25 protein-coding genes are annotated in these 25261 nt (G+C 47.4%); 6 read left to right on the forward strand and 19 right to left on the reverse strand.

Annotation, left to right across the window (positions count from 1 at the left end; all coding sequences use genetic code 11):
* Positions 1-26: 26 nt before the first annotated feature.
* The 7 genes from fni to NST20_RS13365 form a co-directional block, all read right to left on the reverse strand.
* A complete protein-coding gene (gene fni / locus NST20_RS13335) occupies positions 27-1058 on the reverse strand; it encodes a type 2 isopentenyl-diphosphate Delta-isomerase (RefSeq protein ID WP_026104850.1) in 1032 nt (343 codons plus the stop codon).
* A gap of 93 nt (positions 1059-1151) precedes the next feature.
* Positions 1152-1775 carry an N-acetylmannosamine-6-phosphate 2-epimerase gene (locus NST20_RS13340; protein WP_342400430.1) on the reverse strand — a complete coding sequence of 208 codons (624 nt, stop codon included), beginning with the start codon at positions 1773-1775 and terminating at the stop codon, positions 1152-1154.
* A gap of 66 nt (positions 1776-1841) precedes the next feature.
* A complete protein-coding gene (locus NST20_RS13345; RefSeq protein ID WP_013860408.1) occupies positions 1842-2072 on the reverse strand; it encodes an excisionase family DNA-binding protein in 231 nt (76 codons plus the stop codon).
* Between the two features lie 223 nt (positions 2073-2295).
* On the reverse strand, positions 2296-4335 hold the full coding sequence (locus NST20_RS13350) for a Na+/H+ antiporter (protein WP_342399630.1): 2040 nt from the start codon (positions 4333-4335) through the stop codon (positions 2296-2298).
* A gap of 296 nt (positions 4336-4631) precedes the next feature.
* On the reverse strand, positions 4632-6530 hold the full coding sequence (locus NST20_RS13355) for a fructose-specific PTS transporter subunit EIIC (RefSeq protein WP_342399631.1): 1899 nt from the start codon (positions 6528-6530) through the stop codon (positions 4632-4634).
* A gap of 128 nt (positions 6531-6658) precedes the next feature.
* Positions 6659-7417, reverse strand: a complete 759-nt coding sequence (locus tag NST20_RS13360; RefSeq protein ID WP_017554287.1) for a DeoR/GlpR family DNA-binding transcription regulator — start codon at positions 7415-7417, stop codon at positions 6659-6661.
* 405 nt (positions 7418-7822) lie between these two features.
* Entirely contained in the window at positions 7823-9046 is a 1224-nt protein-coding gene (locus tag NST20_RS13365) for an IS110 family transposase (protein ID WP_237349286.1), read from the reverse strand.
* 232 nt (positions 9047-9278) lie between these two features.
* On the opposite strand from NST20_RS13365, the gene NST20_RS13370 reads away from it, so the two are divergent.
* Both NST20_RS13370 and NST20_RS13375 read left to right on the forward strand, forming a co-directional pair.
* A complete protein-coding gene (locus tag NST20_RS13370) occupies positions 9279-9461 on the forward strand; it encodes a hypothetical protein (protein ID WP_342399632.1) in 183 nt (60 codons plus the stop codon).
* Positions 9458-10561, forward strand: a complete 1104-nt coding sequence (locus NST20_RS13375; protein ID WP_342399633.1) for a glycerol dehydrogenase — start codon at positions 9458-9460, stop codon at positions 10559-10561. The genes NST20_RS13370 and NST20_RS13375 overlap by 4 nt, the downstream gene beginning before the upstream one ends.
* A gap of 47 nt (positions 10562-10608) precedes the next feature.
* On the opposite strand, the gene NST20_RS13380 is transcribed toward NST20_RS13375, so the two are convergent.
* On the reverse strand, positions 10609-11142 hold the full coding sequence (locus tag NST20_RS13380) for a hemerythrin domain-containing protein (RefSeq protein ID WP_342399634.1): 534 nt from the start codon (positions 11140-11142) through the stop codon (positions 10609-10611).
* A 215-nt stretch (positions 11143-11357) separates the two neighbouring features.
* Here NST20_RS13380 and NST20_RS13385 point away from each other — a divergent pair, with 215 nt between their 5' ends.
* Complete coding sequence (locus NST20_RS13385) at positions 11358-11582, forward strand: hypothetical protein (protein WP_013860415.1); 225 nt, start codon at positions 11358-11360, stop codon at positions 11580-11582.
* A 39-nt stretch (positions 11583-11621) separates the two neighbouring features.
* Here NST20_RS13385 and yidA read toward each other — a convergent pair whose 3' ends face one another.
* The 5 genes from yidA to rlmN all read right to left on the reverse strand — a co-directional run bounded on the left by yidA (position 11622) and on the right by rlmN (position 16442).
* Complete coding sequence (gene yidA / locus NST20_RS13390; protein ID WP_342399635.1) at positions 11622-12431, reverse strand: sugar-phosphatase; 810 nt, start codon at positions 12429-12431, stop codon at positions 11622-11624.
* Positions 12432-12541: 110 nt separating this feature from the next.
* The gene (locus NST20_RS13395) at positions 12542-12859 is read right to left on the reverse strand and encodes a nitrous oxide-stimulated promoter family protein (protein WP_013860417.1); all 318 of its coding nucleotides are present in this window, start codon (positions 12857-12859) and stop codon (positions 12542-12544) included.
* 165 nt (positions 12860-13024) lie between these two features.
* Positions 13025-13507 (reverse strand): PTS glucose transporter subunit IIA, encoded by a 483-nt coding sequence (locus NST20_RS13400; protein WP_013860418.1) that lies wholly within the window; start codon positions 13505-13507, stop codon positions 13025-13027.
* Positions 13508-13685: 178 nt separating this feature from the next.
* A complete protein-coding gene (locus tag NST20_RS13405) occupies positions 13686-15215 on the reverse strand; it encodes a sugar porter family MFS transporter (RefSeq protein ID WP_342399636.1) in 1530 nt (509 codons plus the stop codon).
* Positions 15216-15374: 159 nt separating this feature from the next.
* Complete coding sequence (gene rlmN, locus NST20_RS13410) at positions 15375-16442, reverse strand: 23S rRNA (adenine(2503)-C(2))-methyltransferase RlmN (RefSeq protein ID WP_013860420.1); 1068 nt, start codon at positions 16440-16442, stop codon at positions 15375-15377.
* Positions 16443-16608: 166 nt separating this feature from the next.
* Between rlmN and NST20_RS13415 the strand changes: the two genes are divergently transcribed.
* Positions 16609-16854, forward strand: a complete 246-nt coding sequence (locus NST20_RS13415) for a hypothetical protein (RefSeq protein WP_061565086.1) — start codon at positions 16609-16611, stop codon at positions 16852-16854.
* A 346-nt stretch (positions 16855-17200) separates the two neighbouring features.
* On the opposite strand, the gene NST20_RS13420 is transcribed toward NST20_RS13415, so the two are convergent.
* Together NST20_RS13420 and NST20_RS13425 are read right to left on the reverse strand one after the other, a co-directional pair.
* Positions 17201-17638: a YwnF family protein gene (locus tag NST20_RS13420; protein WP_017554279.1), complete on the reverse strand. Its 438-nt coding sequence runs from the start codon at positions 17636-17638 to the stop codon at positions 17201-17203.
* The gene (locus NST20_RS13425; RefSeq protein WP_340702948.1) at positions 17635-18393 is read right to left on the reverse strand and encodes a GTP pyrophosphokinase family protein; all 759 of its coding nucleotides are present in this window, start codon (positions 18391-18393) and stop codon (positions 17635-17637) included. Before NST20_RS13425 ends, NST20_RS13420 begins: the two co-directional genes overlap by 4 nt.
* A gap of 290 nt (positions 18394-18683) precedes the next feature.
* Between NST20_RS13425 and gabT the strand changes: the two genes are divergently transcribed.
* On the forward strand, positions 18684-20042 hold the full coding sequence (gene gabT, locus NST20_RS13430) for a 4-aminobutyrate--2-oxoglutarate transaminase (RefSeq protein WP_342399637.1): 1359 nt from the start codon (positions 18684-18686) through the stop codon (positions 20040-20042).
* Positions 20043-20196: 154 nt separating this feature from the next.
* Here the strand turns inward: gabT and NST20_RS13435 are convergent, their stop codons facing one another.
* The 4 genes from NST20_RS13435 to dhaK all read right to left on the reverse strand — a co-directional run bounded on the left by NST20_RS13435 (position 20197) and on the right by dhaK (position 23683).
* Positions 20197-21186, reverse strand: a complete 990-nt coding sequence (locus NST20_RS13435; RefSeq protein ID WP_014097174.1) for an aldo/keto reductase — start codon at positions 21184-21186, stop codon at positions 20197-20199.
* Between the two features lie 530 nt (positions 21187-21716).
* Positions 21717-22094, reverse strand: a complete 378-nt coding sequence (gene dhaM, locus NST20_RS13440; protein WP_014097172.1) for a dihydroxyacetone kinase phosphoryl donor subunit DhaM — start codon at positions 22092-22094, stop codon at positions 21717-21719.
* Complete coding sequence (gene dhaL / locus NST20_RS13445) at positions 22087-22677, reverse strand: dihydroxyacetone kinase subunit DhaL (RefSeq protein ID WP_342399638.1); 591 nt, start codon at positions 22675-22677, stop codon at positions 22087-22089. The genes dhaM and dhaL overlap by 8 nt, the downstream gene beginning before the upstream one ends.
* A 13-nt stretch (positions 22678-22690) precedes the next feature.
* On the reverse strand, positions 22691-23683 hold the full coding sequence (gene dhaK, locus NST20_RS13450) for a dihydroxyacetone kinase subunit DhaK (protein ID WP_342399639.1): 993 nt from the start codon (positions 23681-23683) through the stop codon (positions 22691-22693).
* A gap of 408 nt (positions 23684-24091) precedes the next feature.
* Between dhaK and NST20_RS13455 the strand changes: the two genes are divergently transcribed.
* Positions 24092-25129, forward strand: coding sequence for a PTS sugar transporter subunit IIC (locus NST20_RS13455; protein WP_342399640.1), 1038 nt, complete (start codon positions 24092-24094; stop codon positions 25127-25129).
* Positions 25130-25261: the final 132 nt, after the last annotated feature.

Genomic DNA, 25261 nt, shown 5'->3' on the forward strand with positions numbered 1-25261 from the left:
CGGGATTTTTTATGCAGCCGGATGGTTTACATTTTTTTCAAAAGCGGTGTTTGTTTCAAAGCGGACAAGTCTTTTGCCCCGATTCCGAACATGGCAATCTTCAGCTCAAGCTCTGTTTGTTCATAAGTAGAAAGCAGCGCATCCACTGAATGTACTGCGTCGTGCAACAGTTTTCTTCCGAATCCCGCCAAGTCGGCTCCGAGGGCGATGGCTTTGGCGGCATCCACCCCGTTTTTCAAGCCGCCGCTTGCGACCAAAGTGCCTTTTAGGCCAAGGTTGCGGGCCTGGGTAAGGCACTCTGCCGTCGGGTTTCCCCAGCCCGAAAATGCCTCTGCTGCCGCTTTTTTCAACGGATCGGACGTTAAATATTTTTCCACCTGGCTCCACGATGTCCCGCCTGAGCCGGCAACATCAACAAAAGAAACGCCAACGGAATAAAGTTTTTCAGCGAGGCGGCCGTTGATGCCCCAGCCGACTTCTTTGGCGCCGACCGGGACTTCCAGGCGGCTGCAAATGTCTTCAATTTTCACAAGCAGATCTTTAAAATTCGTATTGCCGCCCTTTTGGAAGACTTCCTGCAAGGAGTTAAAATGCAGGATCAAGGCATCCGCCTCGGTCAGTTCCACAATCCGGCGGCACTCGTCAATCCCGTAGCCGTAATTCAGCTGGACGGCGCCAAGATTGGCCAAAACCGGAATATGCGGCGCAACATCCCGCACCTGAAAAGTATACGCCTGTTCCGGGCTTTCCAATGCAGCCCGTGTCGACCCTAACGCAAAGGCCCAGCCTCTTTTCTCTGCCGCCTGCGCCAGGTTCCGGTTAATGGTGCGGGCCTGGGCAGTGCCGCCGGTCATGGAACTGATCAAAAACGGGGCTTTCAACGGTTTGCCGAGAAAAGCCGTTTCCGTCGAGATTTCTTCAAAATCCAGTTCAGGCAGCGCCTGATGTTCAAAACGATATTTTTCAAAGCCGGTTGTTATATCTTTCCCGGCGACATTCTCCTCAAGCACAACACGGATATGTTCCGCTTTCCGCTTTGAGATAGATGAATCTTCCATTTTCACGTCACCTTTCGTATGGAAGCCATTCCTTCCTGTATCGGTTTGCAACCAGAAGCCGTTTCTGGCTTTACCCGGCATTTTCATCAAGCTCTATGCCCTCATCGCCTCTGCGAATTTTCTTGTAATCAGCTGCGGCCTTGTAATGGCTGAACCTACCACAACTGCAAACGCCCCGAATTCGAGCGCTTTTTTCGCTTCAGCCGGCGTATTGATATGCCCTTCTGCAAAAACGGGAATCGCCAAGGCTTCCACAAGCTTCTTGAGCAATGCAAAATCGAGCCCTCCCTGTTTCGGAGAATAGGAGGTGTAGCCGGAAAGCGTTGTGGAGACACAATCCGCACCGAGCCTTGCAGCCTGTAATCCTTCTTCATACGTCGAAATGTCGGCCATCACCGGTAGGCCGGCTTCATGGATATATCCGATTAAACCGGAAAGCGTTTCGCCGCCCGGGCGTTTCCGGCCGGTTGCGTCAAGCGCGATCATATCCGGTTTTACGGCAAACAGCTCGTCAATTTCTTTTTTTGTTGGGGTAATATACACTTCTGAACCTTCGTAATCCCTTTTGACAATGCCAATGACAGGCAGCCCTGTTTCTGCTTTGATGGCCCGGATATCGTCAGCGCTGTTTGCCCGGGTGCCGGCCGCTCCGCCTTCTTTTGCTGCGAGCGCCATTTTTGACATGATGAACGGGCTATGCAAAGGTTCATCCTCCAGCGCCTAGCATGACACAATCAGCTTTCCTTTTACCTTGTCAAACATTCCAAATCCTCCAATATCCGTTTAGTCCTCGTCTTTGATGTCCGGATCTTCCGGAAGCGGTTCATTCAGCCATTCTTCCACAAGCTGCCTGTATTTTTCGAGCTGCTGCAAATAAATATCAAACTGATCCCGGTTAATCAAATACTGCTCTCCATCATGCACGGCGCGTATGCGTCTTTGCAGGATCAGTTTCTCAATCACCGGTTCCGGCAAAGACAGATATTCCGCTGTTTCCTGAATGGTTAAATACATTGCAGGCACCCCGATTCATCTTTTTTTGGAATACGGAAAATACAACGAGGCTTTCAATCCCGGATCATATTCCCTACACAAAATGAAGCCGGATTAACAATAGAAGGGGCCAGATTACGCCATTTTATATCAGCCCGTGTGCGGAAAAAGCGGCACAAAAGCCTGTCCTGATTAATTTGCGGATGCCGCATTCGTTCCGGCACGGCCTTCTAAGATTATTATATCATGCATGGAGTTGATGTTCTTCCATCCAATACACTTCCCGGATATTGATTTGCCTGCGGAGTTTGCGGGCAGTCTCCCTTGAAATTTCCCCCCGTTCAAACAGCGTCTGCACAGCGTTTCGCTCGGCCTGAAAAGCCTTTTCCTGCAGCTCCCTTTCCATCTGGGTATACTTCAGGGATGCCTCCATATTTTTCGGCTTGTTCAAAATCCGGATAAACTTCCGGTATTCACTGATGACAAGAAACGAAATTTCCCTGTTTTCCTCTGTCATTCCCGATTTAATGGCCCGGATCGCCGCTTCCGCCATTTCAATTTTAATTTGCCTGATTTTCGCATAACGGTTAATCCGCTGTTTGCGGCGTCTTTCCTTATTCGGGTAAAAGAGGAAAAGGAACAGGGTGGCGCCTTTCCGGAAAAGGGTCCATAAATTCAAAAACCTGAACTTCATTTTATCGGTAACGGCAATTTCCATCCGGTGAATATATTCAAGGAACAAAAAAGCCATCTCCTGGTCAATGCGTTTTGATTTCATCAAAGCATGAATATAATCCGTTTCCGCCTCCAGCGCCTTCATCCTTGTCTCCGTTTCAATCCGTTTGAATTCAAGTGAATCTATTTCACTTTTTTCCGCTTTTAATTGATGCAGCATATTTTGATAGTTGTCAATCACAGCCGCTGCCGCTTCCCGGTTCTCGTCATTCACTTCCTCGCGCACAGACTGGACTGCCGCTTCCTTGATAAAGATTGAAGCATTTTTTTCCGCTTTACGCTCTGAACGATCTGCCTCATTTCCTTCCCGCTTCGCCAAAAGAGGCAGGAACACACTTGCGATCACAAGCGTCAGCAGGATGACACCGGCCGCAATAAAAATCAGCAAAGAACGATACGGAAAAGGAGCTCCGCTTGCAATGGTGTACGGAATAGAGAATGCGCCGGCCAGCGTAACCGCCCCCCGGACGCCGGATATCGTTGTAATCGCCGTATGCTTTAGGGAAGGCTTTGCAAGGCGCTGTTTTTTTGACTTCCATCCGACCCACCACACGGCGTACACCCAGAGAAACCGGAGCAGCAAAAGGGCGGCCGTGACCACAACGATATACAAAATCACCGTGCCGTTATTAAAATCCGGGCTTGTCCAAATTTCGCCGAGTACTGCCGGCATTTGCTGGCCTAAAAGGACAAAGACAAGGCCGTTTAAAATATAGGCTAAAACTGTCCAAGTACTGCGCGAAACGATCTGGTAGGAAAGATTTGGGGACTGTTCCCGTTCACGCTCAACGGCATGGACCATTCCGCCGGCGACAACCGCCAAAATGCCAGATAAATGAAAATGTTCCGCAGCAAGGTAAATGAAAAACGGAGTTAAAATTTGGATGAGCATATGGATCGTGACATCTTCCATCCCGAGGCGGCGAATCAGCACCCTGAAACGGATAATGAAAAATGCCAGCAATGCGCCGCCTAAAAAGCCGCCGATCGAGATGAGCAAAAAACTGGCGCCGGCTTCAGCAAGCGAAAACGACCCAGTGACCGCTGCCGCAATCGCAAATTTAAATGCAACAAGGCTGGATGCATCATTTAATAGCCCTTCTCCTTGCAGCAGGTGCATGATCACGCGTGAAATTTTTACCCGCTCGGAAATGGCGCTGACTGCTACAACATCGGTCGGGGATAAAATGGCGGCCAGGGCAAATGCTGCCGCAAACGGGAGTGAGGGAAGCATCAGATGGGTAATATACCCGACCGCAAACACCGTGACAAAAACAAGCCCGAGCGCAAGCAGCAAAATCGGATTCCGCAGCCTCCACATGGCTTCGCGGGATACGTTTCTTCCATCATGAAACAACAGTGGTGCGATAAATAACACGAAAAACAATTCCGGTTCAAGCGGGACATGCGCCCCGACCGGCACGGCTGCAAACGCAAGACCGAGGGCAATTTGAATAAGCGGCACCGGAATAAATGGGATAAAATGATTTAAAATATCGGAGATGCCAACAAGCAAAAGTAAGATCAATAAAATCAGAAACATGTTCATATGGATAATTTTCCCCTTATCCTCTTATGTTTATTAAATCCACTAATACAACTATACCCAAATATCCGTGAAAAGCGTGTAAAAAAACGAGCTGTAACGAAATTTTTGGCGGAGATGGCAATATCTTGATAATTTTATGTTAACGCGGACCGGCCGTTGCTTCAATCTTTTATCTGCCGAACAGGCCACCATCGCCGCACGTTAAAAAATATTAGAGAATGAAAAAAGACCGGCATGCCTGGCCGGTCTTTTTTTGTTACCTTATTTGCTTTATACAAAAGGCTTTGTTCGCTGCATTATCCGTTTTTCTGTGCAACAGGCCGTTTCCATAACCCGAGAATCAGGCCGGAAACAATTGCGCCAATGATAATGGAGACAAGGAACAAGACCGCATGGTTGGCAAGGAATACAACGAAAATCCCGCCGTGCGGAGCCGGTATGTTAATATGCCAGAATTGCGTCAGCCCACCGGCTATCGCCGAACCAACAATGCTTGAACCAATGACACGGAGCGGATCGGATGCTGCAAACGGGATTGCCCCTTCCGTAATAAAGGACAGCCCGAGCACATAGTTTGTAATGCCTGCTTCTTTTTCCTGATTCGTAAATTTATTTTTGAAGAACGTGGTGGCAAGCGCAATCGCAAGCGGCGGTACCATCCCGCCGGCCATTACGGCAGCCATCATCATGCCGTTCGTGTTACCGCTCGACGTAAATACACCGATCGCAAACGTGTAAGCCGCTTTGTTGAACGGGCCGCCCATATCGATGGCCATCATGCCGCCCAGAACGATGCCGAGCAGTACGGCATTGCCCGTGCCAAGGTTATTCAAAGCACCGATTAAACCGGTGTTGATCCATTTGAAAATCGGGTCAAAAATATAGTACATCAATCCGCCGGTAAGCAAGAGGCCTAAAACCGGGAAAATCAAAATCGGTTTTAATCCATTCAGCGCCTGCGGCAGCCCTGCAAATACTTTTTTCAAAAAGACGATCATATATCCGGCAAGGAAACCGGCTGCAAGTCCGCCGAGGAAACCGGCATTCGAGCGGGACGCAAGATAGCCGCCGACCATACCAGGCATGAGAGCCGGGCGGTCGCCAATGCTCGATGCGATAAATCCGGCCAGAATCGCAATCAGGAAGTGGAATGCCCCTGTATCGCCGCCTGCAATCGCACTCAGCATTTTGAAAATCGTGTTGTGTTCACCGGCTGTTCTTTCAATCAGGAACGAAATCGCTAGCAAGATCCCGCCGCCGACAACGAATGGCAGCATGTGCGAAATCCCGTTCATCAAATCTTTGTAAATGGTTCCCCATACCGACTTTTTCTCCGCCGGCCCGTCGTCCTGGCTGCGGTCCGTGCTGTCTGCATGGTAAACAGGCGCATTTTGTTCCAGTATCCGGTTGATCAAGTCTTCCGGCTTGCGGATGGCATCGCTGACAGGCGTTTGCAGGACGTGTTTGCCGTCAAAGCGCGCCATTTCAACTTTCTTGTCGGCTGCGACAATGACCCCGACAGCGCGGTCAATTTCATCTTTCGTCAGTTCGTGTTTGACACCTTCCGAGCCGTTTGTTTCCACCCGGATCGGAATGCCCATTTCTTCCGCTTTTTTCTTCAAAGAATCTTCCGCCATATACGTATGGGCGATCCCGGTCGGACAGGCGGTAACAGCAACAATCAATTTGTCATCCGAACCGTTGCCGGCACCCGTTTCCGCTGCTTCTTTTCCTTCTTTTTCCGCTTGTTTTTCATCGAACAGCCTTGCCACTTCAGCCGGCGTTTCAGCCTGTTTCAATTGCTGTACAAACTCCTGGTCGATCAAAAGCCTCGACAATGCCGCCAATGTTTGCAAATGCGTATCCGCTGCGTCTTCAGGCGCTGCAATCATGAAGAATAAATAGGATGGCTGGCCGTCCAGCGCCTCGTAATCGACGCCTTTTTTGCTGCGCCCGAATACGACTGTCGCTTTATTGACCGCTTTTGTTTTTGCGTGCGGCATTGCAATTCCGTCGCCGATTCCTGTACTCGACTCCTGCTCGCGTTTTAAAATCATTTCTTTAAAAAGAACCGGGTCATTGATGCGGCCGCTTTTTGACAGGCTTGCAATCAATTCGTCAATCGCTTCTTCTTTTTTCGTCGCCTGCATATCCATAACCATGGTCTCCTGGACCAATAAATCGGTTATTTTCATTTTAGTTCACTCCTTTTTCCAGTACAGAAAACAATACATCTTATCACGGCATCCAAACCGGGTGCTGAAGAGCCATTTGTTATTTTGTTTCAACTGCGTGCTTTTATCATGGCGGAGGAAAAACTTCCTTATGCTCCGCTTTGCTCACATATCACCTTCGTTTTGCTTAAAATGGAAGATTTTAAGGAATCCGGCAATTCATCCGTGATAATGGAAGCCTCCGAAATGTCAAACATCTTGCAAAAAGCCACTTCCTGAAATTTGCTGCTGTCTGCAAGCACATAACATTGTTCGGAAAGTTCTTTTGCCCGCCGCTTGATCAATGCTTCTTCCGGGTCCGGCGTGGTAAAGCCCATTTCAAGGTCTACGCCGTTTGCGCCGAGAAACGCTTTGTCAAACCGGAAACTGTTTAATGTCTGCATGGCGACACTGCCGATCACCGCCCTCGTCGTTCGTTTCATCATCCCGCCGAGAAGGTAAGATTTGATTTTTTTCTCGACAAGCGCCTCCACATGCGGGAGCCCGTTCGTGACAACGATTACATTATTCCCCTCTATATAAGGGATCATTTCAAGCGTTGTCGTTCCGGCGTCCAAATAAATGCAGTCATTGTCACTGATCATTTTTGCTGCCAATTGGGCGATGATTCTTTTCTGTTGAACGTTTTTGAGCGTTTTCGTATCCATATCCGGTTCTTCGCTTCTGCGTTGCAAAAGCGATGCGCCGCCATGGATGCGCCTGAGCAGATTCATCGCTTCCAGGTCCTGAAGATCGCGCCTGACCGTTGATTCTGAAGCATTAAGCAGGTTAACCAGCTCCTGCACTTTTACGATATGGTTTTCTTGCAAATGTTGCAAAATGATTTGATAGCGTTCTTCTGCTAACATCTTCATTCCTCCGTCTGATGTTATTTTATCACACACTTAATCATAATCAACCGTTTTCAATCAAAAAATATCATTTTTCTTCAAAACAAATCATATTTCTGTCACATTTTGTCGGGACAGCCCCATTTTACTTATTATCCCCCGAAAATTGAACGTTTTTGAAAAAGTATGGATGATGCGATGAAAAGGTTTTCTTTTTTGCAAAAATAAGTTATGATGGAGTTGTGTTTGTTATACTTTTCACAAAAAGTCCTACGGTGTGATGTCAAGGGTTAAAAACAAGTGAATTGGAAATTTTGTTGGCTCTATGTCGTAAAAATGGCAATACTGAACTAAGCCTCCAGACAATTGGAATAATCTGGAAGTTTTCAAGTTCAGGCTATCGATGATGGTTACCTGGTTACCTCATCGCGTCACCTTCTTTTTCGGCGCATAAATTTGATCGTTGCGGAGCAGCGCATCGATCAGGCGCACCAGTTTTCTTGCCGTTAAGACGAGGGCGCGTTTGTGTGAGTGCTTATGCACCTCACGATATTTCTTTTGGTAAAAGGCGCGGTACTCAGGTTCGTGTCGCCGGACCAGATTGGCAGCCTCAACCAGGTAATACCGGAGATAACGATTGCCTGTACGCGCAAGCATTTTGTCATCAGCCTCAAAATCACCCGATTGGTGGCGGGGCCAGAACAATCCGGCAAATTTTGCGATCGCGGCTTGGTCGTCAAAGCGCTCAATGTCGCCGATTTCAGCGAGAATCCCAGCACAGCTCACCGGGCCTATTCCCGGAATGGTCTGGAGGGTATTCGGGATTCCATCAAGAACGCGGGCAATCGCCTTATCCAAATCCTTGATTTGGCGTTTAAGATGCCGGATGATCTCAATAGAACTGCCCAGGACCAAGTCAATCGAATCCTCCACACATTTAGAAAGCCGGTAAGAGGACCGGGCAGCTTTTTGGATGGATGCGGCCAAATCCTCGGGATCGCTAAAGCGGCCATGGCCTTTGGTCTGGAGATACATCGCTAAGTCCTCCAGAGGCATTTGGGCAATTTCATCGAGGCTATAGGCCTCAAGCAAAAATTCCGTTATGGCATGGCCGAAGACCGATGTATCCACTTCAAGGTTAAAGGCACTGAATTTGAAAAACAGATGATTCAAAAATACCTGTTGTTCCCGGGTTAAACTTTGAATCAGGTGATAGCGCATCCGTGTTAACCGTTGAAGGGCAAGGTATTGTTCTGACTGAATCACGGATTTCGGCAATCTCCCGAAACGCAAGCGGTCCGCAATTACCCAGGCATCTTTGGGATCGGTCTTGTCCATCTCGGCATAAGCCTTTTTGAAATTTCTCACCAGCTTCGGATTCAGGGTAAACACCTTTGTACGACGCTGTTTCAGCTCGGGATCTTCATGGAAAAACATTGCCGGGTGCCAACTATACACAGATGTGGCCTCCATGGCGATCTGGATGGTGTCATCCGCCTCCGCATGTTGGAGGATGGTGTCTCTTAACTCAGAGGCACCGGGAAGATTGTTTGTCACCGTTTGGGTGGCTAACGTTTCCCCCATTCCATCCATCAGGCAGGCATCGAGGTTTTTGGAGCTCACGTCAATACCGACAAATAAGGGCATATGATTTCCTCCTCTCTGTATTGGGATCGATGGAATCGGACGCTTCGGGATATCCCCAGATGGCTTGCCGATCTGTCAGCCTCGCGTATGAGAACTCATCCGGGCCGTGGGCTGCCTGGAACTGCTCATTTCCAGCACGGAGATCCGGAGGAACGGCCTACGGGTTAGACGTTCAAGCAAGAACCTGGGGATGCAGACTTTTCGAGTAGTCAGGCTACAAGGAGGGGAAGCATTGACCCAAACGATCCTAAGACCATTATCCGGGAACATCGCGAAGCGTCCAAGTCCGAACTTGTATTCCGGGCTCGCCCGGAATACAAAATCTTATATTCACTTGTCAATGAGCAGCAGAATGAACTGGAAATTGACATCCACTTTGGATTTAAACTTATTATACGAGGAGGCATTTTTATGACGAAAATCATTACCTCTCCAAGCAAGTTTATACAGGGCCCCGATGAATTGTCCAGGCTTTCGGCGTATACGGAAAGGCTTGGCAAAAAAGCGTTTATTATTGCGGATGAATTTGTCACCGGCCTTATCGGCAAAACGGTTGAAGAAAGCTATGCCGGCAAAGAAACGGGGTATCAAATGGCATTATTCGGCGGCGAGTGTTCTAAACCAGAAATCGAACGGCTTTGTGATGCCTGCAAATCCCAGAAAGCTGATGTCATGGTCGGAATCGGCGGTGGAAAAACATTGGATACCGCAAAAGCAGTCGGGTATTACAACAACATCCCGGTGATTGTCGCGCCGACCATCGCTTCCACCGATGCCCCGACAAGCGCCCTGTCTGTCATCTACAAAGAGAACGGCGAGTTTGAAGAATACTTGATGCTGCCGCTGAACCCGACGTTTGTCATCATGGATACGAAAGTGATTGCCTCTGCCCCTGCCCGCCTGCTCGTTTCCGGCATGGGGGATGCGCTTGCGACGTATTTTGAAGCGCGTGCCACTAAGCGGGCAAATAAAACGACGATGGCCGGCGGACATGTTACGGAAGCGGCGATTACGCTTGCAAAACTTTGCTATGACACGCAAATTTTGGAAGGGCTAAAAGCGAAACTGGCAGCAGAAAAACATCTTGTTACGGAAGCAGTGGAAAAAATCATTGAAGCGAATACGTATTTGAGCGGGATCGGCTTTGAAAGCGGCGGCCTTGCTGCAGCACATGCGATCCATAACGGGCTTACCGTGCTTGAAGAAACCCATAGCATGTACCACGGCGAAAAAGTGGCATTCGGTACCCTCGCCCAGCTGATTTTAGAAGATGCGCCGACAGCGGAAATTGAAGAGGTGGTCTCCTTCTGCCTGAGTGTCGGACTTCCCGTCACGCTCGGGGATTTGGGCGTGAAAGAACTCAATGAGGAAAAGCTCCGGAAAGTGGCTGAACTTTCCTGCGCGGAAGGCGAGACGATTTATAACATGCCGTTTGAAGTCACCCCTGACCATGTGTATGCAGCAATCGTCACTGCTGATTCCGTAGGGCGGTATTATAAGGAAAAATGGGCATGATGGAAAAAAGGCTGCTCCCGGTTCCGGGACAGCCCTTTTTTGGAATTTCACTGTAATCCAGTTGTACAGATTTTTTCTTCCAGCTCGTCTTTTTCAGCTGCTGATAACAGGTTTTCAGCCATTGGAAACAGGACGTTTTCTTCTTTGAAAAAATGGCTTGTGAGCAGCTCATACATTTGAACGATATAGGAAGCAAGCATTTCGGCCTGGCCTTCATCCATGATTTTTGTGCCATTCAAGAAAATCTCAATATATTTTTCTGCTTCATCATGCTCGTATTCCATCACGGCGATCGGCCCTTTTTCGCGTCCAATGTAGCGGGCCATCATGGTAAACAGCACATTTTCTTCCCGTTCGGCATGATGTTTCAGCTGTGCGGAAAAGGATTCAGTCCCTTTCCGCAGCGCACCAAGGGCTTCTCGTTTATTTTCGAGTTCACCGTTTATCATCTGCTCTGCCGTTTCATACAATGCGCGTTTTACTTCATTCAAGTGCCCATGCTCATTTTTCAACTGGTTGAGGCCTGCGCACAATGCAACATCAGCCCCGCCGCTAATCATGGCACAATGTGGCATTTTCATGTTAATTCCCCCTCTTTCTTTGCCATTTCCTTTATTTTAAACAAGATGGCGTAAAAATGGCGTGATGCAGATCATAGTTTGCAAATTTGTCTTATTTGCCAGAATCCGTTCAGGGCGGCCCAAACTGTTTTAAAAAAGACAGCCTGCCTGTAAGATGCATCACGAAAAGCCAAAAGCCGAACCGTTAAAACTATTTTAGAATGGGGCTAATCCAATTGAAGAAAAAGAAGCAGGAAAAGGGTCAGGAAGATTTTGGAAGCGTGATGTTTTACTGTAAACGTTGCAACAAGACTTTTGATATGGAATGGGAAACGATTTGGGATATGCAGGAGTTGACGCACGGCTATGTCGGGTATCATTTGTATGATACCTATATTTGTTGCCCGGATTGCGGCGAACTCGCTGAGGCACTGGAAGAGCCCGGCCCGAATCCATTTTAAAGAAGGGTGCCTGCCTTCTGCCGGCGGGCACCCTTCTTTTTACGACAACACCAGTTTCTCAATTGCATAGGCGACGCCGTGTTCGTTGTTCGTGCGCGTTTCGAAATCGGCAATCGCCTTAACTTTCGGGACAGCATTGCCCATCGCCACCCCGCAGCCGGCATATTCAATCATAGTCAGGTCATTTTCATTATCACCGATACAAAACACTTCCTCGCGGTGAATGCCGAGATGGCCGGCAAGGAGTTTCACAGCATTGCCTTTGCTCGCCTCTTTATGCAAAATTTCATAATAAAATGGCATGCTTCTGACCATCGTGTACTTCTCCTGCACCCAGTCCGGAATCGCTTCAATCGTCCGGCTCAGCTTCTCCGGCTCGTCAATAAACATCACTTTCGGAATCACCATATCCCGCGGCAGCTCTTCCAACGTCCGGTAATGCACCGGCATCTGCGTCAAATAAGATTCCACAACCGTATAAGGACTGAGATCCCGGTTCGGCGTATACAAATGTTCCGGGTCAAAAAAATGCATCGGCGTTTTCAGTTCGAGGCTGAGCCCGTACAGCCGCACCAAATCGCCGTAACCAATCGACCGTTCCGCGACAACCCCGTTCGTATGCGTATTTTGCACGAGCGCGCCGTTATAGGCAATGACATAATCATCTTCTTCATTCAGCAATAAATCTTCAAGAAAGCGGCGGACGCCCCCGATCGGCCGCCCTGTGCACAGCACGATTTTGACGCCTTTCTTTTTCGCTTTATGTAAAGCTTCCCGGACTTCCGGAGTGACTTCATGCTGGTCGTTTAAAAGCGTTCCGTCCATATCAATGGCAATCAATTTATACATATTTTTCTGCTCCTTGGTGATGAAAAAATTTCATACGGTTTTATCATAATATACTCAGCCGGATAAATCCATTTATGTAAAATCATTTACAAATCATGCATCGCCCAAACTTATTTTTTTAATAAATGCCGGATGGAAAAAACGGGATGGTACAAAAGCATCCACGGGCCGGAAAAACGCATGACCGCCCTGATTTTTTCACGGTAATCTTTCCGGTAGCAATGGACCTTGCAGTTGGAACACGCGCTTTTTTCCTCGCCAAACCGGCAATAGGAAAGCCTTTTTAAGCAATAGTTTTGTAAATCGAGGCATTCTTCGCAAAGCGTCTTGCGGTGGTGTTTTTTCCGGCAGTAAATGGCAATCATTTGTGACACGGTTTCCTTTTCTTTTTGGATGACCGGCCCGTTGTTTAATTCCCTTTTTGGCATGGCGATCGACCTCCTGTTTTCACCATACCACAGCCACAGAAAAGCAATTTTAACGATTTTTCTACAATGCACACAAAAATGCCGTAAAGAACAAAAGCCTTTACGACATTTCTATGTCCCTTTTAACAAACGGTAAAAAATGGGAGCCACCTTCTTTAAAAAAGATTATTCCCGGTTCCCTGATTTCATTTTTACCCGCATTACCCAGTCATCGAGGCCGATTGTCTGGGCCGGCGGGACTTCCATGCTTTCGACTTGATCCATATTGGCAACGGAGACAGAGGAGTAAAGATTTTCTGTTTTGGCATCTGTCAATTGAAAGGAAAATTCCATGAGCGGAGTTCCGGCGGTAATGTGATCGCCTTCTTTGACCATGATCACAAATTCTTCGCTTTCCATAGCGGCTTCTTCTGTATTGAGGCGGATTGTAATTTCAAGCCCCTGGTCTGTCAATATACTGATGGCATTGTTTTCCGGAGAAATGTGCGTAATTCTTCCTGCTGCGGGTGAATGCACCCTTCCTTCAAGCGGTTGGATGGCAATGCCTTTACCCGGCTTTCCCGTATCTTTGCACGGAATCATATTGCCGGCTATCGGGGAAACAAGTGTAACCACTTTTGAATTTTTTCTTTTCAGCCAGTTGAACATCTCACAACACCTCCTTTAGTCAGTAAAATCTGTATTTTTCACTTCTATTATACACCTATTTTGAAACACTGTCTTGTTTGGCGTCAGGAAACTTCACATCTTTTTGGAAAAACTTCTTATTCTATTATATGTATGGACAAACGAAAAGGGCCCGCGCCGGACCCTTTTCGAAAAATTTTTACCTGTCCATGCCGCTGTGATGCACGTGCTGCGGCTGGTTGTTCCGGTTGGATGTTGATTTTTTTCTGCGCGCAAAGTAACGCTCCTTCCGCGCATGGAAGCTTTGCTCAATTTCTTCAAGCGACCGCCCCTTCGTTTCCGGGACGAATTTTTTTACAAACAGGATGGAGAAGATGCCAAGCCCGGTAAAAATGAAGAATGTTGCCGACAGTCCGATTGCATGGAACAATACCGGAAACAACAGGCCGACAAGGAAATTCGTTATAAACAGGCAGAAAACCGAGATCCCCATCGCAAGCCCCCGTAAATGGATCGGATAAATTTCCGACTGCATGAGCCATGTCACAGGAGATACGCCGCCCTGCTGGAAAGCGAGAAACATGACGGTCAAGCCCAAAACGAGAAATGGCAATGCCGCACTGTTTTTTAACGTGATCGAAAAAATCCCGATCAAAAGGAGCGCAGTGCTTGTCCCTGCAAGCCCGGTAATCAGCATTTTTCTTCTGCCGGCCCTGTCCAAAAGTGCAATGCCTGTAAGGGTGGCGAGAACGGAAATCAAACCGTTGGCAATATTTCCGATCAGTGCTGCGCCTGTCGAAAATCCGGATTTCTTTAAAATTTCCGTCCCATAATACATAATGGAGTTCACGCCGGTCAGCTGCTGGATCATCGCGATGCCGACACCGATGACAATGATGCGGCGGACAAATGGAAGTTTTAAATCTTTCAAGGTTGCCTTTTTCATTTTGGCATCTTTTTCGACTGTCTGGCGAATCTCATTCCATTCCATTTGTGCCCGTTTTTCTTCGCGTATTCTCCGCAACACATCGAGGGCTTCCCCAAATTTGCCTTTTGCGGCGAGCCAGCGCGGGCTTTCCGGCACAATCAGCATCCCGAGCCATAAAATGACAGCCGGCAATGTTGCGATTGCCAACATATATCTCCAAATGTTTCCGGCTTCCCCGAACGTATTGGCCAGTATCGCGTTAAACGTATAGGCAAATAGTTGGCCGGAGACAATCATCAGTTGATTTTGTGTAACGATCCGCCCACGGTGTTCGGCAGGCGACAATTCTGCCAAAAAAGTCGGGACTGTGACAGCTGTCGCGCCAACTGCAAGGCCCAAGATCATCCGGAAGGTAACCATGGCGGCCACATTCGGCGCCATCGAACAGCCAAGCGTGGCGATGACGAAAATAAAAGCGACGCTTAAGATCGTTTTCCGGCGCCCTTTCCGGTCAGAAAGCCTCCCCCCGAACACGGCACCGAATGCTGCCCCTAAAAGCAAGGTGCTTGTGACAAGCCCTTGCGTAAACGGCGTTAAACCAAGCTGGTCGTCCCTTGACATGAATGGCAGCGCCCCGTTGACAACGCCTGTATCATAGCCATATAGTAAACCGCCAAATGTTGATACGATTGTAATCAAACGCAGAAAAGTTTTTTTAGAAAATGATTCTTTCCTTGTTCCCGCTTCCTCGGGACGGACTGAAACACGCCTGCCCCCGTCTCCCTCATCTTTTCCTCTCATTACGCTCATTCCTTTCCTATCATGTATTCTTCGTATGTTGTTAAAATATTTTTTCAGCATAGAATTGCTGTACCCTATACCTACCCTGTTTGTTCGTTTTTTTAAACGTAAAAAGCCCGCCCCGCTTTGGATAAAATCCAAAATACGGGGCGGGCTCTATTATGCCGTTCTGTTCGCTTTTTTGATCTGTTTGCTGCGGAGCTGGCCGCATGCCGCATCGATATCCGTGCCGTGTTCCTGGCGCACAACGCAGTTGATGCCATTTTTTTTGAGCGTATCGTAAAATGTCATAATCGATTCTTTTTCGCTTCTTTGATAACCGTGCTCGTTAACAGGATTGTAAGGAATGAGATTGACATAGGCAAGATGGCGCTTGTCCTGCAGCAGTTTTGCAAGCTGCAGCGCTTCTTCCTTATGGTCATTGACATCTTTCAGCAAAATATATTCGAACGTGATTCTGCGATTTGTTTTTTCTAAATAATAATCGATCGCAGGCATCAGCTTTTCAAGCGGGTATGCGCGGTTGATTTTCATGATGCGCGACCGGAGTTCATTATTCGGCGCATGCAGGGAAATGGCCAAATTCACCTGCAGGTCAAGGTCTGCGAACGCATAAATTTTCGGTGCAAGGCCGCTTGTGGAAACGGTGATATGGCGCGCGCCGATCGCCAGTCCCTTTGGCGCATTAATAATTTTAAGAAAGTTCACCACATTCTCAAAGTTATCGAACGGTTCGCCAATCCCCATGACGACCACATGGCTGACCCGCTCGCCCTTTCCGGCTTCATCAAAATGTTTCTGGACATACATAATCTGTTCTACAATTTCCCCGCTGTCTAGGTCGCGGTTTTTGCGGAGCAGGCCGCTTGCGCAGAACGAACAGCCGATATTGCAGCCGACCTGGGTCGTCACGCAAACCGACAAACCATAATGTTGGCGCATCAAAACCGTTTCAATTAAATTGCCGTCCTTAAGCTGGAACAAAAATTTTACCGTGCCGTCCTTTGATTCCTGTTTCACCACTTGTTTTAACGTGTGAATATGGAAATGTTCCTCAAGCAACGCAAGGCAGTCTTTATTGACATTCGTCATCTCTGCAAAGCTTTTCACCCTTTTTTGGTACAACCATTCCCACACTTGCTGTGCGCGGAATTTTTTCTGCCCGTGTTCCAGCATCCAGCCGGCCAGTTGATCTATCGTCAATCCAAAGATGGATTTCTTTTCCATTCTACCCCTCTTTTCTGGCGTTTTTCGCATAATTCCTATTGTAATCGAATTTGCCGCTGATTTCCACAGGCAGATGTTGCAAAATGGGCCGAAGCGAAAGCAGGAATTCCAGCGGCAAGGAACGAATATAGTTCAGTAAACTACATTTTTTCAGGGAGAGACAGACATGGGCACAAAAACATTATTCCTGCCATACCGTTGGACCGTTGTCATTCACGAATCATACCACTTGTACACAAACCAGGAAGACCAATATGCCTTTGCCGTGCTGGATGGCGAACTGGATACGGTGGTTGCTTTCTCTGTTGGCGATGCATCCGTCCAGGTGTCAAACTGCGGATACGATGTGAACTTGGACATCAACGTGGACACGCGCTTAATCACAATCGGGCATGAACCGGAAAGAGAGTAGCCTTTTTAAACGCTTTCAAAACTTATTTTTTGAAAGCGTTTATTGATGAAAAAGGCAGCCCGCTGTATTGTTACCTGCGAAAGCGGCAAAAGCGGCATGCGGCGTATTTTGGTTTCGCCCGTTTCCCGGCGATCCGCTGCCAACAATCCGCATGCATGCGTTAGCGGGAAACGGGAAAAAAACGAAAAGAAATGCCCGGCCTATTGCCGCCCGTCTTCCCGGCGATCGGGCAAAAAACGTGCGCATCCAGGCAAACGAGCATAATACTGCCGCGTAAATGTTGGATTTTCCCATCTGTCCATAAAAATTCAAAAAAACCGCACGCCATCAAACGGCCGTGCGGATTTTACCAAATCTCTTTTTTCCTGTTTTGCTCTTCTTCCAAAAAGTGGATAAAGTGGAGGAAAATATTCGTCGGTTCCTTTTCGATCAATGCCGCATAGCGTTTTTTCACCGGCTCCGTGACAATGCTGCTTTTTTCAATCCGCTTTTTCATATAGGAAAAACTGAGCTTCGTAATTTCTTTTCTCAAAACCCGCGCTTCCTGCGACAGCGCCATGCCGAACGCCCCGGCGACCGCACAGAAAAGGAGGAGCGGAATCGAGCGGTCTTCCGCCGGCATCACGAGAAGCAACAAAAACAAATTGAGCGCTGCCACAAAAATGAGCGGTTTGGACCAAAATGCATACTGGTTGGCTTTTTTCAGTTTTGGGGCGATCATTTCCCCTAATTTCTCCATTTCGAACCGGACAAATCCCGGCATTTCGTTCAAATTAATGATCAAATGGATCCCTTCCCATCCGTTTCATTTAAGGCCACTTTTAAAAAATCTTCAGGGATTCGAAGCTTTTCAGCGTCTATGATCAGTTGGTGCACGCTGTTTTCACTGTTCCGCTTTTTGACTTCCTTCATTTCTTTTTGGATGTTCTCCATTTTTACATCGAGCTGTGCTGCCTGCAGTGCTGCTTCTTTCAGTTCTTCCTTCAAATGTTGTGGCACATCCTCGTCATATTTATAATATATTTTATGTTCCAGGCTTGCCCAAAAGTCCATGGCGATTGTCCGGATCTGAATCTCAACATACACTTCTTCCGACCTGTCCGACATGAAAATCGGAATTTTGATGATCATATGGAGGCTCTGGTAGCCGTTCGGTTTCGGATTTTGAATATAATCCTTGCACTCAATTAACTTTACATCTTTTTGTTGCTGGATCATTTTGCTGATCTCATATATGTCTGAAATAAACGAACACGTAATCCGGATGCCGGCAATATCGCGGATGTTTTCACGGATCGAATCAAGCGATAATCCACAACCCTTCCGATATGCTTTGTTCAAAATGCTTTCCGGTGACTTTAGGCGCGATTTTACATGCTCAATCGGATTGTAGTCATGGACGTACTGGAATTCTTCTTTTAAAATATCAATTTTTGTCATCACTTCATGGAGCGCGAATTTATACGACATCATAAACCGCGTCAGCTCTGTTTTGACTTCTTTCATCTGCTCAAAATCTATCGGGATGGCAACTTCCATTTTTGTCTCTGCTTCAAATTTGCAATGCAAATTCGTTACCCCCATCTTAAAGGCAGGAAGGGGTTTTGTCAAAGAATCGAATTGCGCGGGTGGTTCATATCAGGTGTGGTCATAGCGGTTTCATCCGCCGTTTACCCGCTATCCAAAAGATGAATCAAAAAGGCGTAAAATCCCCCTAAAATGTATTTTTATTTTTGCAATATTTATAATATCATAATCTTATAAAAGGCACTATGATGACAGGAATCGGTTACATAAATATAATCAAACGATAAAAAGGAAGCGTTAAAATGACAAATGCAAATGTAAACTCCTCTCTGCCGGGACTGCTATCGAAAGAACTGTTGGAAAGAAGGGAAAAAGCCGTTCCCCGCGGTGTCAGCAATGGCATTCCGGCATTTGCAAAAGAGGCAAAAGGCGCGCTTGTTACAGATGTGGACTGCAACACGTATATTGATTTTGCCGGCGCAATCGGCACGCTGAATGTCGGGCATAACCACCCGAAAGTTGTCGCAGCTGTCAAAGAACAGCTTGAACATTTTATCCATACCGGCTTTAACGTCATGATGTATGAACCTTATATTGAACTGGCTGAGAAATTGGCAGCGCTCGCCCCGGGGAATGCGGAGAAAAAGGTCATCCTTTTAAACAGCGGGGCCGAAGCCGTCGAAAATGCCGTTAAAATTGCCCGCAAATATACGAAGCGGCCGGCCATTATCAGCTTTACCCGCGGCTTTCACGGCAGAACGTTAATGACGATGTCGATGACAAGCAAAGTGAAGCCGTATAAATACGAATTCGGCCCGTTTGCTTCTGAAGTTTATAAGGCGCCTTACCCTTATGCTTACCGGAAACCCGGCCATTTGACTGATGAAGAATATGAAGACTATATGATCCAGGAGTTCCGGCATTTCTTTCAAAACGATGTTGCCGCTGAAACGGTTGCTGCTGTGGTCATGGAACCAGTACAGGGAGAAGGCGGATTCATTGTGCCAGGCAAAAAATTTGTAAAAGCGGTTTATGACTTCTGCCAGGAAAACGGCATTTTGTTCGTATCGGACGAAATTCAGGCAGGATTCAGCCGGACCGGGCACTATTTTGCCATTGAGCATTTTGATGTTGTGCCAGATTTGATTACCATCTCGAAATCTCTTGCAGCAGGCGTCCCGTTAAGCGGTGTAATCGGACGGAGCGACATAATGGATGCGGCAAATCCGGGTGAACTTGGCGGGACTTATGCCGGAAGCCCGCTTGGATGCGCAGCCGCCCTTGCCGTACTGGACATCATTGAATCTGAAAAATTAAACGAACGGGCGGAAAAAATCGGGAGACAGGTACTTGATACGTTCCGCAGCTGGCAGAAGGCGTTTACCTTTATCGGGGATGTGCGCGGACTTGGCGCCATGTGTGCATTTGAAATCGTAAAAGACAAAACGACAAAAGAACCGGATAAAGCATTGACAAAGCGGATTGTGAAAGAAGCCAACAAGCGGGGGCTGCTTCTTTTGGATGCCGGGATTTTCGGCAATGTCATCCGCATTCTGATGCCCATTGTCATTACAAACGACCAGCTGCAGGAAGGCCTGGATATTTTAAAACAGTCCATTGCTGCTGCCGCAAACGTAAAGGAAGAAATATCTTTATTATGATATTAAAGGCCGTGCCCGTGGAAAGCGAAGTATTTTGACGGAGCGCTTCGTTGCTTTCTTATGAATAAATAAAAATCCGAATCATTCAGATAGAATGTCTGAATGAGTTCGGATTTTTCTATGAGTAAAATACTTCTGTCCCAGCCTCCTCTTATTAATCCTCCGGCGGGGCCATGAATTCAGGGCCAACGGGGTCTTTTACATTTTTATTTATGATATCATCGATTGTTTTCAAGTCTTCTTGTGTTAGTTTCCAACTGAAAACTTCCTTGACAGGGTTTAATTGATCGGGGCGGCGCGCACCCCATAAAGCGATGCTTGAACCCGGTTGATCAAGAAGCCAGCGAACAGCTAAATGAATAACTTGTTTGCCGTAAGCTTCTTGGACCCATTGATTTAATTCGTTAACGGCCGATAAATATTGTGGCAGGCGGTCCGGTTGAAATTTTGGATCTGTTTTGCGCAAATCATCGCCTTCGAATTTTCTGTCCGGTGTCATCTTACCGCTCAAAAGTCCCCGGCACAGGCTTCCATAAAATAAAGAAGTCATGCCTTTATCCACAGCATATGGCAAAACATCTTTTTCAATGTTTCGTTCAAACAAATTATAAGGGGGCTGTACCGTATGCAGAGGTGCCACAGTACGGAATGCCTCCATTTGTTCCGGAGAAAAGTTGCTGACGCCTATGGCGCGAATCTTCCCGGAATCATAAAGTGTCTTCATGGCCTCTGCGGTTTCTTCAATCGGTACTTTCGGATCCGGCCAATGCACCTGATAAATATCTATGTAATCGGTTTGAAGCCTTTTTAATGAATCATCAATTTCTGCTAAAATCCGTTCTTTTGATCCATTTCTGAAAACTTCACCATTTTTCCATTCCAATGCAACTTTTGTCGAAATCACCACTTTGTCACGTTGTCCGACTTCAGCAAGGGCTTTGCCGACTATTTCTTCAGACCGGCCAAAACCGTATGCGGGAGCCGTATCAATCACGTTAATCCCTAAATCGATCGCAGCTTGAATCGTTTTGATGGATTCCCTTTCATCGGTTCCACCCCACATCCAGCCGCCAATGGCCCATGTTCCGAGGGCTACCCTTGATGCTTCTTGAATATCGGTATTTTTTATTTTCGTATATTCCACTTCATTTTCCTCCTTCTGAATAGAATAGAAAATGCTTGGTGCAAAACTATTTTATTCTTATTCATTTATGAGTGTAAAGTAATGTGCATTGCTAATCTTTTTAAGCTTACATGAACTCTGAAAATAAAAAGCCCCGAGAATGTTCGGGTCTTCTTGTAATAAAAAATTAATGCTTTGACTGGTATCATAAAAAAAGTTAATCTTAAAATTCCTTCTCATTTTTCGTGAATCTCTAACATGCATACAGCACCGGCGTCCTCTCGAATATAATAAAAAGGAGAACCGATTGAGTGAATCTCTAACATGCATACAGCACCGGCCCCGTTTTTCCTAAGGGCCTTTCGAACGCCATACAGCGCGGGCGGGCAAAAAAGGCTTTAAAATGGCCATGCAGGGCGCCCGTGCGTTTTGCGTGAAAACCTGATGAAGGCTGCCCCACGTTTCATGGCCATTGGGGCAGCCGCCTAGCTCCTATGTTTTTCCACAAAAAAGCAATGCCCGGACCGTTCATACCGGCCCGGGCTATTTTTTTATTTTACCTTTAATGGTTCCAGCTGTTTTAAAATTTCTTCCAGTTCTGCATCTGCCTGGATCAGCGCGGCAGCCGTATAAGCACTTTCGACAAAGGCGGTGTCCATCAGGCGGATGTACTTATCCGACATCTCCATTGCCATTTCCAAATTCATTTTGGCGCTGCCAAGGTCATAAAAAGCAAACAGATCATCCGCTTCATTTTCGGCTATGGCGGCATTCATTTTGTCAAAACTGGTGCCAACCCCGCCGTCATCGGTGCCACCCGCATACGTAATGGAAACGTCTTTGGCCGCTTCCTTTAACAATGTGGCAAGGCCGGCCGCGATTTCAGGAATATGGGAAACAATGACAATGCCTACTGGTTTTTTACTCATCCAGAATCCCGCCTTCCAACAAAGCTTCAAACAAATAGCCGCTTGAAACCGCCCCAGGGTCAAGATGGCCAATGGAACGCTCGCCAAGATAAGATGCGCGCCCTTTTGTCGCTTTCATCTCTTTTGTCGCCTCTACGGCAGATTGAATGGCCTCTTTTGTCAGCGATCCGGACGCGAGTGCTTCACAGGCTGGCATCCAGACATCAACCATCGTTTTCTCGCCTTTTTCCGCTTTCCCGCGTTTTTGGATGCCTTCAAGCCCGGCTTTTACAATTGCCGCAACATCTTGTTCATTTTCCCCTGCCTGTTTTGCCATCGCAATCAGCGCTGATCCATACAGCGGCCCCGAGGCACCCCCGACTTTTCCAAGCAACGCCATCGCCGCTGTTTTCAGGACGTCCTGGACCGTGGCAAAACCGCCGGCTTCCAGTTTTTCTTCCATAGCCGCCACCCCGCGTGCCATGTTCGAACCGTGGTCGCCATCACCGATCGCACTGTCCAGTTCGCTCAAATAGGCTTTGTTCTCATTGATTTTTTCTGCAAAACGATGCAGCCAGTCTGTTGCTGTTTCTGCTGTTAACATATTTCCGCCTCCTTTACACCCATGCCGGAACGGATACCGGCCGTTTTAAAAATTTAAGCCACGCCTCATCTTCCAGTTTTACAAGCGTGAGGGAAAGGCCGGCCATATCAATGGACGTCATCAAATTGCCCACTTTTCTAAACGGAACGGTAAGGCCTTCCCGGTCAAGCAGGGCATGCACATCCTTGGTAAAAATATACTGCTCCATAAGCGGCGTAGCCCCAAGCCCATTGACAAGGAGCGCAAACCGGTCCCCTTCTTTCCAGTTGAACGCAGTTTTCAGCCGGGCAACGAGTTCTTCCGCGATCGCTTTTGACGACTTGATTTTTTCCCGCCGGTAACCCGGTTCCCCGTGAATGCCGACACCGTATTCCATTTCATCTTCTTGAAGGACAAAGCCCGGCTTTCCGACTTCCGGAACTGTTGCCGGCGAAATAGCGACACCGATTGTCTTCACATTGGGCACAAGCCGTTCAGCCAACGCCTTGATTTCCTGAAGCGTCTGCCCCTCTGCTGCTGCCGCGCCCAGAATTTTATGGACAAGAACGGTACCGGCAACGCCGCGCTTTCCTGCTGTATAGGTGCTGTCTTCTACCGCGATGTCATCGTCAACCACGATCTTCTCCACCTGAATATCTTCCATTTCAGCTAATTCCTGGGCCATGTCAAAATTCATGACATCCCCTGTATAATTTTTCACAATCATGAACACACCGGCGCTCTGGTCGGCTTTTTTAATCGCTTCAAAAATCTGGTCCGGCGTCGGCGAGGTAAACACTTCACCGCAAACTGCCGCAGACAGCATTCCTTCCCCGACAAAACCGGCATGGCTCGGTTCATGCCCGCTGCCGCCGCCGCTAATGAGCGCCACTTTCCCTTCATCCCGGAAAGTACGATAAATGACGCCTGTCCCTTCCAATCGCTCCACTTTTCCTTCATGGGCGTACACAAATCCATCCAGCATCTCATCGACAACTTTTCCAGGGTCGTTTATAATTTTTTTCATGGCGTATCCCTCCGCATCCTTATGTCCTTTCTTTTGCCCGGCACAACACATTCTAAAACACCACTTTTATTATACCGCTTCCATCGTGAAAAAAAATCATTTTTCATGTCAAGCCAGCAATCACGGATGCCCATTTTTTCTTCATCAACCCTATGTCTTTTGTTTCAACCGCTATTTTTTCAGTCATTTTCTGCTTTGAAAAAACCGGGATTGTTTTCGATCACTTTTTATCTAAAACAGCCTGCTTTTTAGTACTTTTATGCATATATGCACACACGCGGTAAAGTATTAAAAATTTTTGTTGACTATAATCTGAATGTTTTATATAATCATACGCAAACAGACAAGCATCGGCGCTTATCCGGCAGCGCCAGCAGCGAGGTCAAAACAAAATGGGGGCTTCCACTAATGAAAGATTTCTTTAGCAAACTGTTAAACGGAATGAGCATAGGCATTGTCGTTTCTCTGATCCCAAACGCCTTGCTCGGGGAGATATTGAAGCTTATTATCCCGCATGCGCCTTATTTGCAGCATGTTGTGGATGCAACCGTTATCATCATGAGCATGCTGCCTGTATTGATTGGCGTTATGGTCGGCATTACCTTTCAATTGACACCGATCCAGATTGCAAGTGTTGGCATTGCCGCAATGGTCGGGAGCGGCGCCATCGAGAAAACGGCTGCCGGCGCATTTGCTTTAAACGGGATCGGGATTGTCATCAATACAGGGATTACTGCGGCATTGGCGGTTTTATTCGTCAAGTGGGTCGGAACAAGGTTAAAGGCTTATTCCATCCTCCTGGTCCCGACATTAAGCATTTTGATACCGGGCATGATCGGCCTCACGATTTTGCCGTTTATTAAAACGGCTACCGGGCTGGTCGGCATTGGGGTGGCACATGTGACAAGCATGCAGCCTGTCGTAATGGGCGCGATTATCGCCGTCATTTTCTGCCTGATTATTTTATCGCCGATTTCAACAGTCGGCGTAGCAACCGTTATTATGCTGTCAGGTGTCAGTTCAGGGGCGGCAAATCTTGGCATTTGTGCCGCCGGGGTCGGGCTTGCCATCGCCAGCTATAAAGCCAACTCGCTCGGCACCGCCCTTGCCCATGTACTTGGCTCGCCGAAAATTCAGATGCGAAACTTCTTTATGAAGCCGAAAATTGCTTTCCCGATGCTCATCACCGCTGCCGTGCTCGGTGCGCTGGCCGGCGTCTTTCATATTCAGGGCACGCCTTACAGTGCAGGATTCGGGCTGTCAGGCTTAGTCGGCCCGCTCAATTTCATGCATCTTGCTGAAGGCGGCTGGACTGCAAAAAATATTGCCATTATGCTGAGCACTTTCTTTGTGTTACCGTTTATCTTAAATATCGGAATCATTTACGTCTTTTCAAAAAAATTAAAGATGATCAAATCAGAAGACTATCAGCTTAATTTTGAATAACATAAAACACTGCAGCCCTTCGGATCAGGGTTGCAGTGTTTTTCTTTTCATCAGGCAGAAATTCCGGGACTTCGGAAGGACCGGCCTTGCGTGATACAGCGGCATGAGACAGTTACACATTCATCACTTTGT

The sequence above is a fragment of the Weizmannia sp. FSL W8-0676 genome, from assembly GCF_038593015.1.
In the GTDB taxonomy this organism is placed as follows: Bacteria; Bacillota; Bacilli; order Bacillales; family Bacillaceae_C; genus Weizmannia; species Weizmannia coagulans.